This is a genomic window from Rhizobium sp. EC-SD404 (assembly GCF_902498825.1).
Taxonomy (GTDB): domain Bacteria; phylum Pseudomonadota; class Alphaproteobacteria; order Rhizobiales; family Rhizobiaceae; genus Georhizobium.
In genome coordinates this window covers 2,837,353-2,852,621 of record NZ_LR701459.1, presented here as the reverse complement: position 1 = coordinate 2,852,621, position 15,269 = coordinate 2,837,353, and the positions used below count along the sequence as shown (strand labels likewise).

Below are 15,269 nucleotides of genomic sequence, written 5' to 3'. Positions count from 1 at the left end.
TTCCTTCGCCTTTCAAGGCGCCTGTTCGGTCTCTTGAAGTGATTGGCCGGTGAGTTAGGCCGGTTCTGCCGTCATGACAAGACAGGCGTTCTGCCCGCCGAAGCCGAAGGAGTTCGACAGAACGCTGGTGACGGCCTTGTCGCGCTTGACGTTCGGCACGACGTCAAGATGGATCGCCGGGTCCGGATTGTCGTGGTTGATGGTCGGCGGCAGCGTGCCATTGGCGATCGTCAGCAGCGAAAACACGGCCTCGATGGCGCCGGCCGCCGTCAACGTATGGCCGATCATCGACTTGTTGGACGAGACCGGCACGTTCGGCAGGTGGTCGCCGAAGACCGACGAGATCGCCAGATACTCCATCTTGTCGTTTTCGGGCGTCGAGGTCCCGTGCGCGTTGACGTAGCCGATCTGGCTTGCGTCGAGCCCGGCATCGGCCATGGCTTCGCGGATCGTCGCGATCGCCGGCCCGCCATCGGGGGAGGAGCGGGTGCGGTGGAAATGATCGGCCTTCTCGCCACAGCCGGCGACGATGCCGAGCACTCTGGCGCCTCGGGCGACGGCGCTTTCGAGCGATTCGAGCACCAGGGCCGCTGCGCCTTCCGCGAGCACGAAGCCGTCACGGTCCTTGGTGAAGGGTTTCGATGCCTTTTCCGGCGGGTCGTTGTGGGTCGAGAGCGCCGACAGCAGCGAGAACCGCACCAGCGATTCGGCCGATACGGAGCCGTCCGTCGCGACTGTTAGCGCGCGGTCGGTGCGGCCCTGGCGGATCGCTTCGACGCCGAGTTGAATCGCGGTTGCGCCCGAAGCGCAGGCGGTGGAAAGCGTCACCGGCAGGCCGCGCGTGCCGAATTTGTCAGCAAGCCGCTCGGAGATCGTGCCGAACAGAACGGCGTGGTGCAGATCGGGGTCGGCGCGCTCGCGCAACACCGCGTTGAAGCGCTCATAGGCGTTGCCCTCGGCCTCGATCGCACGGGCCATGTCGGCATAGCCGAAACGCGTCGACCATTCGGCTTCGATGGGTGGTGCCGCCAGGAAAAGCGGGCCGCCGAATTCGCCGGACAAGCCAGCCTCGCCGAGCGCTTCCTCGGTGGCTTCACGCGCCATGGCGAAGGAGATCTCGGTGGCATTGATCAGCGGAACGTCGACGAATTCGACCGTTCCGGCGATCTTCGTGGACAATCCCTCGGTTGGAAAGCGCGAGATCGGGTGGATGCCCGATACGCCGCCTGAAAGCTTCTGCCAGTTGTCGACCTTGCCGCGTCCAAGCGAGGACACGATGCCCATTCCGGTTACGGCAACGATGGGGCGGCCCTTGTGATCGCGATAGGATGTCATGCCTTGCCTCCGACGCGAGAGAGCCGCGCGAGCCCTTCGCCGCGCACATAGCCGACCGTGGTAACGAGCGCCGTGTCGGCCGGCTTTTCGAGCGCCTTGTCGTCGGTTTCGAATGGAGCGATTGCGGCATCTGCTTTCAATGCGAGCGCTGCAAGGCCGAGGCCGAGCGTGAACTGTGCTTCCAGCGCGTGGCCGGTCACATTGGCGTATCGCCGCAAGATAGCCTCGGGAAAGCTGCTGCGCCAAACCGCCGCTTCGCGCTCGGTGATGCCGACCAGCCCGCTTGCACCCGACAGGATCAGGTCAGGAGAGGCAGTGTTCGCCGCCATGCGTTCGAGGCGCTTTTCGAGACCGTCGTCGTCGCGCGAACCACGATCCCCCTCCACGGAGTCGATCTCTGCGTAGATCGTGGCGCCTCGAGCTGTCGCCTGATCAAGCGATTCCAACACCAGAAAACATGCTGCCGAACCGAGCACGATACCGCCGCCCGCCTGGTTGGACCGTGCCGAAAGCGGCTGCCAATCGCCCTGCGCCAAAGCCTGGACGGCTTCGAAGATGAAATGCATGTCGGGACGCTCGGCCACTTGGCCGCCGCCGACGAGCGCGTGAGTCGACTGGCCGGCGCGGATGCGGGCGAAGGCGATCTCGACCGCTGAAATGCCGGCTGCTTCCTCGCCCATGAAGGTGCGGGACGAGCCCGTCACCTTGTGGACGATCGAGATGTTGCCGGCCATCAGATTAGACAGCTGCGCCAGGAACAGCGTCGGGCGCAGCTCAGTCATCAGCTTTTCGTTGAGAAGTCTCTCGCGGTCGTTGTGGTTCGCCGCCTCGTCGATGATCAGCGTGTCGACGGCCAGATCGCGCTCTCCGCCGCCGGCCGCGACGATCATGTCCATCGAAGCGGTCGCGTCGGCATCGTCCTTCAACCCGGCGTCTTCAAGTGCCAGACCTGCGGTGAAGACGCCGAGGCGCTGCCAGTCGTCCATCTGGCGCTGGTCGCCACGCTTCGGGATTTGCGCCGACCAGTCGATTTCAGGCAGCGGATGCACGGAGTAGGGCGCATAGCGTGCACTGTCGACGACCGGTTCCGGTGCTGCCGTGCCGGCCAGCAACGCTTCATGGGCGGATCGGCCGACACCGAGACTGGTGACGATGCCGACGCCGGTGATGACGACCCTGTGTGGCGCGTTGGTCATGCGGGGTCTCCAGCATTGTCGGCACGGGCCTTGTCGGCCTCCATCGCTTCGAGCAGGCCGATCTCGGTCGCGCGCTTGTGCACGCCGGCAGCCAGGACGGCATTGTCGGCCGGCAGGACGCGCAGCTTCAGCTCGCAATCGGCGATGCGCTTGCCCTCGCGCTTGATCATGCCCTTCATCACGGCAAAGCCCGAACCTTCGTGCTCCAGCGTCGCGGTGACCGACAGCGGCGTGTTCGGCTCGACGAAGGTGCGCAGCTTGGCCTTGTCGACCGAGACCAGGAACGGCATCGAGGCGAAGTTCGTCTTGGCCAGAATGAGATAGCCGGATGCCTGTGCCATCGTTTCGATCAGGAGCACGCCCGGGACAAGCGGAAGGCCGGGAAAATGGCCTTCGAAGACGGGGCTCTTTTCGGGCGTGGTGGAGCGCGCGGTGAGGCTGCCGCTTTCAAGATCGACCGCTTCAACGCGATCGATCATCTGGAAATATTCAAGAAGCATCCCGGCTCCGCCCGCTCATGGGCAAGGGGTTCAGCTTGCCGCCTTTGCGGCGCGCAGCTCGTCGATCTTGGCGCAGAGGTTCTTCAGCACGAAGTATTCTTCGGTCGAAACCTGTCCGTCGTTGACTTCCTGGGTCCACTTTTCGAGTGGGATCTTGATGCCGAATTCCTTGTCGATCGCAAAAACGATGTCCAGGAAGTCGAGACTGTCGATGCCAAGATCGTCGATCGTGTGGCTTTCGGGCGTGATCTGGTCGCGGTCGATTTCGCTGGTTTCCGCGATGATGTCGGCGACTTTGTCGAATGTGGCGGACACGAAGAATTCCTCATCAAATGCCATTTTGCGCAGGAGCTATAGGGAAAAGCCACGGGATTGCCAATGGCCGTGTCGGGCTTTCGCAGGCATGCTGGCTGTTGGGACCGTCCGTGTTTACGCGCCCGGTGAAACTGGCGTATCGCTTGCTTCACGCGACTTCAACGACATGTCAGCCGGAAGGACAGCTCCCATGACCCTCAAGACCTGGCCGCAGGCCGCCCGCCGCCTGATCGGCGTCGCTGCTGGTCGCGAACCCGCCGATACGGTGATCCGCAATGGCCGATGGGTGAACGTCCATTCCGGTGAAATCATCGAGTCGACGGATATCGCGATTGCGGAGGGGCGATTCGCCTATTGCGGCCCGGATGCTTCGGCGATGATCGGGCCGGATACGCGGGTGATCGATGCGGACGGGCGGTATCTCGTTCCGGGACTGTGCGATGCGCACATGCACGTGGAATCGGGCATGCTGACCGTCGGGGAGTTCGTGCGGGCCGTTCTGCCGCATGGCACGACCTCGATGTTCATCGATCCCCATGAGATCGCCAATGTGCTTGGTCTTGCGGGCGTGAAGCTGATGCATGACGAAGCGGTGCTCCAGCCGATCAATGTCTATGTCCAGATGCCGTCCTGCGCGCCCTCCGCGCCGGGGCTCGAGACCACGGGTTACGAAATCACGCCGGACGACGTCGTCGAGGCGATGGCCTGGCCGCAGATCATCGGCCTTGGCGAGATGATGAATTTTCCGGGCGTCGCCAATGCCGACCCGAAGATGCTCGGCGAGATCGCCGCGACCCAGAATGCCGGAAAAACCGTGGGCGGCCATTATGCGTCGCCCGATCTCGGGTCCGCGTTCCACGCCTATGTCGCCGGCGGCCCGGCGGACGATCACGAGGGAACACGCGAAGAGGACGCGATCGCGCGTGTCCGCCAAGGCATGCGTGCCATGCTTCGGCTCGGTTCGGCCTGGTACGACGTGAAGAGCCAGATCACCGCGGTGACCGAAAAGGGGCTCGATGCCTCTAATTTCATCCTGTGCACAGACGACAGCCATTCGGGAACGCTGGTCAATGACGGGCATATGAACCGTGTCGTGCGCCATGCCATCGAATGTGGTGCTTCGCCGATGCAGGCGATCCAGATGGCGACGATCAACACGGCGCGTCATTTCGGTCTGGAGCGCGAGCTCGGTTCGATCACGCCAGGTCGCCGCGCCGACCTGATCCTCACCTCCGACCTCGAATCGCTGCCGATCGACCTCGTGCTGGCCCGCGGCGTCGTCGCTGCGGAAAAGAGTGTCTGCACAGTCGAGCGCGTGGCGTTCGAATACCCGAAAACCGCGCGCGACACGGTCAAGCTCGGCCGCGCGCTGGTGTCGGTCGACTTCGACATCCATGCGCCCAAGGGCGCGGAAATCGTCACGGCGAATGTCATCGGCATGGTCGAGAATCAGGCGCCGACGCGTGCGCTCCAGGTGGAGTTGCCGGTGCGCGACGGCCTCGTGCGCGGCGACCGCGACCGCGATGTCTGCCAGATCGCGCTCGTCGAGCGGCACCGTGCGACGGGCGGCGTGACGAACGGCTTCGTGTCCGGCTTCGGCTACAAGGGCGCCTGCGCGGTCGCATCGACGGTCGCCCACGACAGCCACCACATGATCGTCGTCGGCACGTCGAAGGAGAACATGGCGGAAGCGGCGAACCGGCTGGCGACGGTCGGTGGCGGGATCTGCGTCTTCAAGGACGGCAAGGAGATCGCGCTCGTCGAACTGCCGATCGCGGGCCTGATGTCGGACGAGCCGGCCGAAATCGTGGCCGAAAAGGCGCAGCGCATGGTCGATGCCATGGCCGAATGCGGCTGTACGCTGAACAACGCCTACATGCAGCATTCGCTGCTGGCGCTGGTCGTCATCCCCGAGCTGCGCATCTCCGATCTCGGCCTTGTCGATGTGCGTAAATTCGAGTTCGTGGAGCTGTTCGCCTGATATCGTTCCATCACAGATGCATGAGCGGGGTTGCGATCTGACCGTCTAAATCCATTTAGAAGGTCTGAAATCAACGGATCGAAAATATGCCTCAAGCAGAAATCGGCCTTATCGGCCTCGGCGTTATGGGGAGCAATCTTGCCCTCAACATCGCCGAAAACGCCAGCACCATCGCAGTCGCCAACCGCACGATCGAGAAGGTCGATGCCTTCCATGCCGACGCCGGGCCCCTCAAGGACCGGATCGTCCCCTGCCACTCGCTGGAGGACCTCGTCTCCGCAATCCGCGCGCCGCGCCCGATCATCATCATGACGAAGGCCGGTGAGGCGGTCGACGAGCAGATCGCGGCGCTTCGGCCGCTGCTGGAAGCGGGCGACATCATCATCGATGCGGGTAATGCGAATTTCCACGACACGGTTCGCCGGTCGAAGGAGCTTGAAGGATCGGGCCTCACCTTTATCGGCATGGGCGTTTCCGGCGGCGAGGAGGGTGCGCGTCACGGCCCTTCGATCATGGTCGGCGGCACAGCTGAGGCGTATGCCGTGTCGAGCCCATGCTGAATGCCATCGCGGCGCGTTTCGAGGGCGAGCCTTGCGTTGCCCATCTCGGCAGCGACGGTGCCGGCCATTTCGTCAAGACGATCCATAACGGTATAGAATATGCCGACATGCAGATGATCGCCGAGATCTACGGCATCATGCGCGACGGCCTGCGGATGTCGCCCGACGAGATGGCTGCGACCTTCTCCCGCTGGAACGAAGGTCCGCTCAATTCCTATCTGATCGAGGTGACGGCAAAGGCGCTGGAGACCGCGGACGCCGAAACCGCAAGTCCGCTGGTCGATCAGATCCTCGATAGTGCCGGACAGAAGGGGACCGGGCGCTGGGCCGCCATCGAGGCGCAGATGCTCGGTGTTCCGGCAACGACCATCGAGGCCGCCGTCGCGGCGCGCGTGCTGTCTGCCATGAAGGCGGAACGCGAAGCTGCCGAAACGGTGTTCGGCCCCATCGAACCGCTCGATGCGTCCATCGACCGCGCGACCACCGTCGACCAGCTGGAGCAGGCGTTGCTGGCAGCGAAGATCGCGGCTTATGCGCAAGGGTTCGCAGTGATGGCCGGCGCTTCCACCGACCATGGCTGGGACCTGCCACTCGCGACCATAGCGCGGATCTGGCGCGCCGGCTGCATCATCCGATCGCAGTTCCTCGACGAGATCGCCGCCACCTTCGAGGCCGAGAGCGGGACTGCCAATCTGCTGGTCACGCCGCGGTTCTCGGCGATGATGACGGAGGCGTCCGTCGGCTTGCGCAAGATCGTCGCTCTGTCGGCGTCCTCGGCCATCCCGGCTCCGGCGCTCTCTGCGGCACTCGCCTATTTCGACACCTATCGCCGCGGACGCGGCACGGCCAATCTCATCCAGGCGCAGCGCGATTTCTTCGGTGCGCATGGCTTCGATCGGCTTGACGGATCTGGCCCGCACCACGGGCAATGGAACGCCTGACGCAGGCGTTTCTGCTCCTTTCGAATGCAGCAAACGGAGCCCAAATCGGGCTCCGTTTTCGTTTGGGGGAGGCGGTCTGAAGAATTTTTTGATCGGATGATAAAAAAATTGACGCCCCGGAATTTTCCGCTCATTCTCACCGCAACAAGAAGACACCGGATCGTCAGACCCGCTATAAATCGGCACGCAACGGGGTGGGACCGGGCGGATGACCGAGGGCGCGACCGGCTGAACCCGAGGTGGAACAATGACGATTTCCGTGCCAGCCGCGCGGGACGTGAAGCCTGGCCGGCTCGCGCCCGACGATTATTCGACGAATTTCTCCGACCTGCATCCGCCGCTTGATCGCCACGAGGCCTTCGTGGAGGCCGATCGCTGCTATTTCTGCTACGATGCCCCGTGCATGAACGCGTGTCCGACCTCGATCGACATCCCGCTCTTCATTCGCCAGATCGCTGCCGACAACGCCACCGGGGCGGCCAAGACCATCCTCAAATCCAATATCATGGGCGGCATGTGCGCCCGCGTGTGTCCGACGGAGACGCTGTGCGAAGAGGTCTGCGTGCGCGAAGTGGCAGAAGGTAAGCCGGTCAAGATTGGCCAGCTTCAGCGCTACGCGACCGACCATCTGATGGAGACCGCATCGGCGCATCCCTTCACGCGCGCCGAACCGACCGGCAAGCGGGTCGCGGTCGTCGGCGCCGGTCCAGCCGGTTTGTCCTGCGCCCACCGCCTCGCGGCACTCGGCCATGACGTCACGGTTTTCGATGCCCGCGAGAAGGCCGGCGGCCTCAACGAATACGGGATCGCGGCCTACAAGTCGGTCGACGGGTTCGCCCAGGCGGAACTCGAATTCATCCTCGGCATCGGCGGTATCGAGATCAAACCGGCGACGGCGCTCGGCCGCGACATCGCTCTTTCAGACCTGACGGCCGGCTTCGATGCCGTCTTCCTCGGAATGGGCCTGCCCGGCGTGAACGATCTCGGCCTCGAAGGCGAAGATGCCGAAGGCTGCATCGATGCGGTCGATTATATCGCCAAGCTCCGCCAGACGGACGATCTCGCCGCGCTGCCGGTCGGCCGCCGCGTGGTCGTCATCGGCGGCGGCATGACGGCGATCGACGTCGCGACGCAGGTCAAGCTGCTCGGGGCGGAAGACGTGACCATTTGCTACCGCCGCGGCCAAGATGCGATGAACGCTTCGGAATACGAGCAGGAAGTCGCCAAGACCGCCGGCGTCACCATCCGTCACTGGCTGAAGCCGAAGTCGCTCTTGCGCGGCGAGGGCGGCGCGGTCGTCGGTATCGAACTGGAATACACTGCCCAGCCGAACGGGGCGCTCGTCGGAACCGGCGAGACGATGATCCTGCCGGCCGACCAGGTCTTCAAGGCGATCGGCCAGAGCTTCGATGCCGGACCGCTCGCCGGCACCGATATCCGGCTCGAAAAGGGCCGTATCCTGACAGATGCGGCACGGCGCACCTCACTCGCCAAAGTCTGGGCCGGTGGCGACTGCATCTTCGGAGGTGAGGACCTGACGGTCGTCTCCGTCGAAGACGGCAAGATCGCCGCCATGGACATCCACGCCGCCTTGATGGGCGCTTGAGAAAGGGACGAGACAATGGCTGATCTTTCCACCAATTTTCTCGGCATCAAGTCGCCCAATCCGTTCTGGCTCGCCTCCGCGCCCCCGACCGACAAGGCCTACAATGTCGAGCGTGCATTCGAAGCCGGGTGGGGCGGGGTCGTCTGGAAGACGCTCGGCTCGGAAGGGCCTCCCGTCGTCAACGTCAACGGCCCGCGCTATGGCGCGATCTGGGGGCCGGACCGGCGCCTGCTCGGTCTGAACAACATAGAACTCATCACCGACCGCGACCTTGAGACAAACCTGCGCGAGATCGCCGAGGTCAAGCGGCGCTGGCCGGACCGCGCGATGATCGCCTCGATCATGGTCCCTTGTGAGGAAGCCGAGTGGAAGGCGATCCTGCCGCGCGTCGAAGATACAGGCGCCGACGGGATCGAGCTCAATTTCGGTTGTCCGCACGGTATGAGCGAGCGTGGCATGGGTGCGGCCGTCGGCCAGGTACCGGAATACATCCAGATGGTCGCCGAATGGTGCAAGATTTATTCGCGCATGCCGGTGATCGTGAAGCTGACGCCGAACATCACCGACATCCGCTATCCGGCCCGCGCGGCCAAGCGCGGTGGCGCGGATGCGGTCTCGCTGATCAACACAATCTCGTCGATCACGTCGGTCAATCTGGACACCTTCTCGCCGGAACCATCGATCGACGGCAAGGGATCGCATGGCGGCTATTGCGGCCCGGCGGTGAAGCCGATCGCGCTCAACATGGTCGCGGAAATCGCGCGGGACGGCGAGACGCGCGGTATGCCCATCTCGGGCATCGGTGGCGTCACCACCTGGCGCGATGCGGCCGAATTCATCGCGCTCGGCTGCGGCACCGTTCAGGTCTGCACGGCGGCCATGACCTACGGCTTCAAGATCGTGCAGGAAATGATCGACGGTCTTTCCGACTGGATGGACGAAAAGGGCTACCGCTCGATTTCGGATTTCCAGGGCATGGCGGTTCCGAACGTCACGGACTGGCAGTATCTCAACCTCAACTACGTCACGAAGGCGCGCATCGACCAGGATCTCTGCATCAAGTGCGGCCGCTGCCACATCGCCTGCGAGGACACATCGCACCAGGCGATCACGTCGATGGTCGATGGCGTCCGCCACTTCGAGGTGATGGACGACGAGTGCGTCGGCTGCAATCTCTGCGTCAATGTCTGCCCGGTGGAAGACTGCATCACGATGGAGCAGCTCGTCGCCGGCGCCGATCCGCGGACCGGCCGTCCGATCGACCCGAACTACGCCAACTGGACGCAGCACCCGAACAACCCGATGGCCGTCAAGGAAGCTGCCGAGTAATCGGACGCGTCGTTTTCCTCCCAAAAAGACTTTCGAGCCCCGGTCTGAAAAGCCGGGGCTCGTTTCGTTTGTCTCGCTACGGCGTCTGATGTCGATCTGGCATTGCCTCACGAAGCCGGGTAGGGAGCAGGCATGCGCACAGATGTTCCCCAGGCCTCGATCTCAGACAATTCGGTTCGGCCGGTCACAGCCGGCTACGCGATCGGGCGGGAGAAGTTGTTCGGACATCTCGCAATGGTCGGTTTCGCGCTGATCGTGGCGGTGTCGTTCTCGCTCGGCTCGCGCGCCGCTCCCCATATCGGGCCGGTGGCGCTGAATGCCATCCGGTTTGCCATCGGCGTCGCGATCATGGCGGTGGCGGCAACCGTTCTGCTGCGGGGCACGCCCCACCGCCTGTCGTCGGTGCCGAAGGCGCCCTGGCGCTATCTCGTGCTGGGCGCGCTGATGGCGATCTATTTCGTCACCATGTTCATCTCGCTCGGGCTGACGAGCCCGGTGTCGAGCGGTGCCGTCTTCACGCTGATCCCGTTCATGAGCGCCGGCTTCGGCTTCCTGCTGCTCGGTCAGAAGGTGAGCCCGGTCGTGCTGTTCAGCCTGCTCGTCGCCGGCGCCGGTGCCGTCTGGGTGATCTTCGGCGGACGTCTCGATGCCTTGCTCGGCTTCCAGATCGGCACGGGGGAGGCGATCTTCTTCATCGGCTGCGTCGCCCACGCGATCTACGCGCCGCTGGTCAAGAAGTTCAACCGCGGCGAGCCGCTGGCCTATTTCACGTTCTGGACGCTTTTCGCCACCGGGCTTTGCATCATCGTCTACGGCGCCGGCGAAATCGCCCGCACTGATTGGGCAAACCTGCCCGGCATCGTCTGGCTGACGGTCGTCTATCTCGCGATCTTCGCGACGGGAGTCAGCTTCTTCCTCCTCCAATACGCATCGATGCGCCTGCCGGTCTCGAAGGTGTTCGGCTATTCCTACCTGATCCCGAGCATTATCATCGTGCTTGAAGGCCTGTCCGGGGCAGGGTGGACGACGATGAGCGTGCTGGCCGGCGCGCTCGTCACCGTGCTCGGCCTCGTGGTTCTCGTGGTCGCGGCCGACTAGACCTTCTTGTCGTCGAAAAAGATAAGATCGACGCCGGCATCGGCGAAATTGGCGAGGTCGGCTGCCGTTGCCTGGCCCTGCGGCGACTGCAGTCCCTCGTTGATGGCCGAGAGCGACTCGAAAGACAGCATTGCGATCAGATAATAGGGCGCTTCACCGTCGGGCGTCGCGATCGACGAGGTGCTGATCTCGTAATTCGTCAGGCCTGGAATGGTCTTCGCGAGCGGAATGTGCGTGTCGCGATAATAGGCATCGAATTTCTCGGTATCGGCAGGCTTCTTGTAGAGCGCGATGAGCTTGGCCATGGTCGGATCCTCCCCGGGGTGCTTGCGCACTCTTGCAGCGGTCGACGACCGGGACAATCGCGACCTTGGTGCGGGTCGCGATTTCAGGATCGCGGACGGATGCCGTTCAGGAGAATGGTCAGCACCGCCTGCGCGGTCTGCTCGTGGTGGCCCGGCTGATCGACCTGATGGCCGAGCACGGCGCGGATCTGGACGTCGAAGTCCGCGTAGTGTTGCGTCATTGCCCAGATGCTGAAGATCAGATGATAGGGATCGACGGGCGCAAGCCGGCCTTCGCTGGTCCAGCGTGAGAGAACGGCGGCCTTCTCGCGCACCAGTTTCTTCAAATGGGTCTCGAGAAAATGCCCGATGCGGGGAGCGCCGTGAAGAATCTCGTTGGCGAAGAGCCGCGAGGCCTCGGGCTTGCGCGCCGACATTTCGAGCTTCAGCGTGATGTAGCGGCGCAGTTCCTCGATCGGGTCGCCATTCGGATCGATCGCCTCGAACGGGTCGAGCCATTCCTCAAGCGTCTTCTCCAGCACCGTGACGTAGATATCGTCCTTGCGCGGGAAATAATAGAGGAGGTTCGGCTTCGACATGCCGGCCTTTTCCGCGATCTGATCGATCGTCGATCCGCGAAAGCCGTAGGTGGAGAAAATGTCGAGGGCCGCATCGATGATCAGGCCGCGGTTGATCGCCTGTATGCGCGTGCGCTTCTCGGCCGGTTGTTGATCCTCCGACAGCCGCGACTTGCGCGATCTGGGCTTTGCACGAACGTCCATTCCCATTCCCCCGAGCCGGCCGAAAGGCATCGCGCGCACGCCATCTGGCCCGCTCGACGAGCCGCTAGTATGAGCCACGACACCAGCCCCGACCCGGGCCCCAACTCGGCCCAGGACACGAGGTTGTGGCTGGAGCGGCGGCTTGCAGAAATCGGGCTTGACCGGCCTATGCTGCTCTTCTAGCGTACATTTTGACCAATCAGTCAAGTTTTTGAAGGTCTTCGCGAAGAAAGACCTCCGCTTGCGCGGGACGGGCGGATTGGCCAGGGGATCAACATTTTCAGGCATGGCGGCAGGCGAGTGGCCACGATCATGCGGGAGGCATGCCGCTCATGGCCAGCGCACCTGTGAGAACCAACAATCTTGAAGCTTTCTGGATGCCGTTCACCGCGAACCGGCAGTTCAAGCAAGCGCCGCGCATGTTCGTGTCGGCCGACCGCATGCATTACACGACATCGGACGGCCGCCAGGTGCTTGACGGCACGGCAGGTCTCTGGTGCTGCAACGCCGGTCACAATCGCCCGAAGATCGTAGAGGCGATCCGCCAGCAGGCAGGCGAGCTTGACTACGCGCCGGCCTTCCAGATGGGTCATCCGAAGGCGTTCGAACTTGCTTCGCGCCTGACGCAGATCACGCCGGAAGGCTTCGACCACGTCTTCTTCACCAATTCGGGTTCGGAGTCGGTCGACACCGCGCTGAAGATCGCGATCGCCTACCAGCGCGCCAAGGGCAACGGCTCGCGCTTCCGGCTCATCGGTCGCGAGCGCGGCTATCACGGCGTCAATTTCGGCGGCATTTCCGTCGGCGGCATCGTCACCAACCGCAAGATGTTCGGAACGCTGCTGACCGGCGTCGACCACATGCGCCACACGCATGATCTGGACCGCAACGCTTATACGGTCGGCGAGCCGGAGCATGGCGCGGAACTGGCCGACGACCTGCTGCGGATCGCGACCCTGCATGATCCATCGACCATCGCTGCCGTGATCGTCGAGCCAGTGGCCGGCTCAACCGGCGTGCTTGTCCCGCCGAAGGGCTATCTGAAAAAGCTGCGCGAAATCTGCAACCAGCACGGTATTCTTCTGATCTTCGATGAAGTCATCACCGGTTACGGCCGCCTCGGCACGCCGTTCGCGGCCGACTATTTCGGCGTTACGCCGGACATCATGGTCACGGCAAAGGGGCTGACCAACGGCGTCATTCCGATGGGCGCGGTGTTTGTGAAGAAGGACATCTACGATGCCTTCATGACCGGCCCCGAGCACCTGATCGAGTTCTTCCACGGCTATACCTATTCGGGCAATCCGATCGCTTCCGCCGCCGCGCTCGGCACACTTGACACCTATCAGGAAGAAGGCCTGCTGACCCGTGCGAGCGAGCTTGCACCCTACTTTGCCGAAGCGCTCCATTCGCTCAAGGGCTTGCCGCACGTCATCGATCTGCGCTCGATCGGCCTGGTGGGCGCAATCGAACTGGAGCCGATCGCCGGCTTGCCGACGAAGCGCGCCTTCTCGGCATTCCTCAAGGCCTACGACGCGGGGCTGCTCATCCGCACGACCGGGGACATCATCGCGCTGTCGCCGCCGCTGATCATCGAAAAGGGCCAGATCGATTTCATCTTCGACACGCTGAAGGACATCCTGACGTCACTCGAGTGACGGCGCTTTTTGCGCGCACCAATCGAAAGCATTTCTTATATGGAAGGAACCGCCATGGCACTTGCTGGAAACATGCGCATCGACGGCGATCGCCTGTGGGACAGCCTGATGGAGATGGCGCAAATCGGCCCAGGCCTTAGGGGTGGCAACAATCGCCAGACCTTGACCGACGAAGACGGCGAGGGACGGCATCTCTTCAAGCGCTGGTGCGACGAGGCGGGCCTCACCATGGGCGTCGACGAGATGGGCAACATGTTCCATCGCCGCGAGGGCACCGACCCGGACGCGCTTCCGGTCTATGTGGGCAGCCATCTCGACACGCAGCCGACCGGCGGAAAATATGACGGCGTGCTCGGTGTTCTGGGTGGGCTCGAAGTCATCCGCACGCTGAACGATCTCGACATCAAGACCAAGCATCCGATCGTCGTCACCAACTGGACGAACGAGGAGGGCACGCGTTTCGCCCCGGCCATGCTCGCCTCCGGGGTCTTTGCCGGCATCCACGCGCTCGACTGGGCGCTGGAGCGTGCCGACGCCAAGGGGCTGAAATTCGGCGCCGAGCTCGAGCGGATCGGCTGGAAGGGCGAAGAGAAGATCGGCGTTCGAAAGATGAAGGCGTTCTTCGAGCTGCACATCGAGCAGGGTCCGATCCTCGAGCTGGAAGGCAAAGATATCGGTGTCGTCTCGCATGGCCAGGGGCTGTGGTGGCTGCAGGTGACGCTGACCGGCAAGGACGCCCATACCGGCTCGACGCCGATGCCGATGCGCCGCAATGCCGGTCTCGGAATGGCGCGCATCACCGAACTCGTCCACACCATCGCCATGGATCATCAGCCTAACGCGGTCGGTGCGATCGGCCATTGCGAGGTGTTCCCGAACTCGCGCAACGTGATCCCCGGCAAGGTCGTCTTCACCGTCGACTTCCGCTCGCCCGACCAGGCGACGCTTGATGCGATGAAGGCACGTTTGGAGGCAGAGGCGCCGAAAATTGCGGCAGAGCTCGGTATCGAGATCGAGATCGAAGCGGTCGGACATTTCGATCCCGTCACCTTCGACGCGGGCTGCGTCAAGGCTATCCGCGACGCTGCCGAACGTCTTGGCTACAGCCACCGCGACATCGTATCGGGGGCCGGTCACGACGCCTGCTGGATCAACCGCGTCGCGCCGACCGCGATGGTCATGTGCCCCTGCGTCGACGGCCTCAGCCACAACGAGGACGAAGAGATTTCCAAGGAATGGGCGAAAGCCGGCGCCGACGTCCTGTTCCATGCGGTCGTGGAGACGGCGGAGATCGTGGAGTAGACTGGCACGCCAATTGGATCGATGGAGGCAGTCATGGGACGGCCAAGAGAACGGACGGAAGAGGAACGAGCTGAGTTAATCGCGGAAGGGTATCGACCCATCGAGGTCTGGGTGCCGAACTTCGCAAATCCGAAGATGCTTGCCCTCGCTGTGGCTGAAGCGAAGAGGATCGCGCTGGCCGATGAGGAAGAAGACATCGGCAATTGGATCGACGCGGTTCAGCAGGACATGTGGGAAGGCCAGGACCAGATATGAGGCGAGGCGATGTGGTGGTCGTTTCCTTGCCAGGCGACATCGGGAAACCGCGACCTGCAGTCATTGTCCAGGCAGATGTGCTCAATGACAATCTACGGACGGTGGTTCTGTGCCCGCTGAGCAGTTT

13 protein-coding genes and 2 pseudogenes are annotated in these 15,269 nt (G+C 63.3%); 9 read left to right on the top strand and 6 right to left on the bottom strand.

Going from position 1 to position 15,269, the window contains the following annotated elements; genetic code table 11:
• Window positions 1–54: 54 nt before the first annotated feature.
• From GC125_RS14600 to GC125_RS14585, 4 genes are read right to left on the bottom strand one after another with little or no spacing between them, the layout of a single operon-like run.
• Entirely contained in the window at window positions 55–1,335 is a 1,281-nt protein-coding gene (locus tag GC125_RS14600) for a beta-ketoacyl-ACP synthase (RefSeq protein ID WP_151986313.1), read from the bottom strand.
• A complete protein-coding gene (locus GC125_RS14595; protein ID WP_151986312.1) occupies window positions 1,332–2,531 on the bottom strand; it encodes a beta-ketoacyl-ACP synthase in 1,200 nt (399 codons plus the stop codon). The genes GC125_RS14600 and GC125_RS14595 overlap by 4 nt, the downstream gene beginning before the upstream one ends.
• Window positions 2,528–3,031 (bottom strand): 3-hydroxyacyl-ACP dehydratase FabZ family protein, encoded by a 504-nt coding sequence (locus GC125_RS14590; protein ID WP_151986311.1) that lies wholly within the window; start codon window positions 3,029–3,031, stop codon window positions 2,528–2,530. Before GC125_RS14590 ends, GC125_RS14595 begins: the two co-directional genes overlap by 4 nt.
• Before the next feature lie 30 nt (window positions 3,032–3,061).
• A complete protein-coding gene (locus tag GC125_RS14585) occupies window positions 3,062–3,370 on the bottom strand; it encodes an acyl carrier protein (protein ID WP_151986310.1) in 309 nt (102 codons plus the stop codon).
• A 142-nt stretch (window positions 3,371–3,512) separates the two neighbouring features.
• Here GC125_RS14585 and ade point away from each other — a divergent pair, with 142 nt between their 5' ends.
• From ade to GC125_RS14560, 5 genes and pseudogenes are all read left to right on the top strand, one after another.
• The gene (ade, locus tag GC125_RS14580) at window positions 3,513–5,327 is read left to right on the top strand and encodes an adenine deaminase (protein ID WP_199864715.1); all 1,815 of its coding nucleotides are present in this window, start codon (window positions 3,513–3,515) and stop codon (window positions 5,325–5,327) included.
• Window positions 5,328–5,413: 86 nt separating this feature from the next.
• Window positions 5,414–6,828 (top strand): annotated as a pseudogene (gene gnd, locus GC125_RS14575) (NADP-dependent phosphogluconate dehydrogenase).
• A gap of 247 nt (window positions 6,829–7,075) precedes the next feature.
• Window positions 7,076–8,434, top strand: coding sequence for an NAD(P)-dependent oxidoreductase (locus tag GC125_RS14570; protein ID WP_151986308.1), 1,359 nt, complete (start codon window positions 7,076–7,078; stop codon window positions 8,432–8,434).
• A 15-nt stretch (window positions 8,435–8,449) separates the two neighbouring features.
• Window positions 8,450–9,763 (top strand): NAD-dependent dihydropyrimidine dehydrogenase subunit PreA, encoded by a 1,314-nt coding sequence (gene preA, locus GC125_RS14565; protein WP_151986307.1) that lies wholly within the window; start codon window positions 8,450–8,452, stop codon window positions 9,761–9,763.
• Window positions 9,764–9,895: 132 nt separating this feature from the next.
• Window positions 9,896–10,861 carry a DMT family transporter gene (locus GC125_RS14560; protein ID WP_286165523.1) on the top strand — a complete coding sequence of 322 codons (966 nt, stop codon included), beginning with the start codon at window positions 9,896–9,898 and terminating at the stop codon, window positions 10,859–10,861.
• On the opposite strand, the gene GC125_RS14555 is transcribed toward GC125_RS14560, so the two are convergent.
• On the bottom strand, window positions 10,858–11,166 hold the full coding sequence (locus GC125_RS14555) for an EthD family reductase (protein WP_151986306.1): 309 nt from the start codon (window positions 11,164–11,166) through the stop codon (window positions 10,858–10,860). The two genes, GC125_RS14560 and GC125_RS14555, sit on opposite strands and share 4 nt — an antisense overlap.
• Before the next feature lie 83 nt (window positions 11,167–11,249).
• A complete protein-coding gene (locus GC125_RS14550) occupies window positions 11,250–11,927 on the bottom strand; it encodes a TetR family transcriptional regulator C-terminal domain-containing protein (RefSeq protein WP_151986305.1) in 678 nt (225 codons plus the stop codon).
• A 332-nt stretch (window positions 11,928–12,259) separates the two neighbouring features.
• Between GC125_RS14550 and aptA the strand changes: the two genes are divergently transcribed.
• From aptA to GC125_RS20270, 4 genes and pseudogenes are all read left to right on the top strand, one after another.
• The gene (gene aptA, locus GC125_RS14545; RefSeq protein WP_151986304.1) at window positions 12,260–13,585 is read left to right on the top strand and encodes an omega-aminotransferase AptA; all 1,326 of its coding nucleotides are present in this window, start codon (window positions 12,260–12,262) and stop codon (window positions 13,583–13,585) included.
• Between the two features lie 54 nt (window positions 13,586–13,639).
• The gene (locus tag GC125_RS14540; protein ID WP_151986303.1) at window positions 13,640–14,887 is read left to right on the top strand and encodes a Zn-dependent hydrolase; all 1,248 of its coding nucleotides are present in this window, start codon (window positions 13,640–13,642) and stop codon (window positions 14,885–14,887) included.
• Window positions 14,888–14,920: 33 nt separating this feature from the next.
• Window positions 14,921–15,142, top strand: a complete 222-nt coding sequence (locus GC125_RS14535; RefSeq protein ID WP_199864586.1) for an antitoxin MazE-like protein — start codon at window positions 14,921–14,923, stop codon at window positions 15,140–15,142.
• Window positions 15,139–15,219: pseudogene (locus GC125_RS20270) on the top strand (type II toxin-antitoxin system PemK/MazF family toxin); the annotation flags it as partial. The gene GC125_RS14535 and the pseudogene GC125_RS20270, both read left to right, overlap by 4 nt.
• Between the last annotated feature and the right edge of the window lie 50 nt (window positions 15,220–15,269).

Coding starts and splice junctions, on each gene's coding strand:
- ade (WP_199864715.1), top strand. CDS start 3,513: ATGTCAGCCGGAAGGACAGCTCCCATGACCCTCAAGACCTGGCCGCAG.
- GC125_RS14560 (WP_286165523.1), top strand. CDS start 9,896: ATGCGCACAGATGTTCCCCAGGCCTCGATCTCAGACAATTCGGTTCGG.
- GC125_RS14540 (WP_151986303.1), top strand. CDS start 13,640: ATGGCACTTGCTGGAAACATGCGCATCGACGGCGATCGCCTGTGGGAC.
- GC125_RS14600 (WP_151986313.1), bottom strand. CDS start 1,335: ATGACATCCTATCGCGATCACAAGGGCCGCCCCATCGTTGCCGTAACC.
- GC125_RS14550 (WP_151986305.1), bottom strand. CDS start 11,927: ATGGACGTTCGTGCAAAGCCCAGATCGCGCAAGTCGCGGCTGTCGGAG.
- GC125_RS14590 (WP_151986311.1), bottom strand. CDS start 3,031: ATGCTTCTTGAATATTTCCAGATGATCGATCGCGTTGAAGCGGTCGAT.
- preA (WP_151986307.1), top strand. CDS start 8,450: ATGGCTGATCTTTCCACCAATTTTCTCGGCATCAAGTCGCCCAATCCG.
- GC125_RS14595 (WP_151986312.1), bottom strand. CDS start 2,531: ATGACCAACGCGCCACACAGGGTCGTCATCACCGGCGTCGGCATCGTC.
- GC125_RS14555 (WP_151986306.1), bottom strand. CDS start 11,166: ATGGCCAAGCTCATCGCGCTCTACAAGAAGCCTGCCGATACCGAGAAA.
- GC125_RS14535 (WP_199864586.1), top strand. CDS start 14,921: ATGGGACGGCCAAGAGAACGGACGGAAGAGGAACGAGCTGAGTTAATC.
- GC125_RS14570 (WP_151986308.1), top strand. CDS start 7,076: ATGACGATTTCCGTGCCAGCCGCGCGGGACGTGAAGCCTGGCCGGCTC.
- aptA (WP_151986304.1), top strand. CDS start 12,260: ATGGCCAGCGCACCTGTGAGAACCAACAATCTTGAAGCTTTCTGGATG.
- GC125_RS14585 (WP_151986310.1), bottom strand. CDS start 3,370: ATGGCATTTGATGAGGAATTCTTCGTGTCCGCCACATTCGACAAAGTC.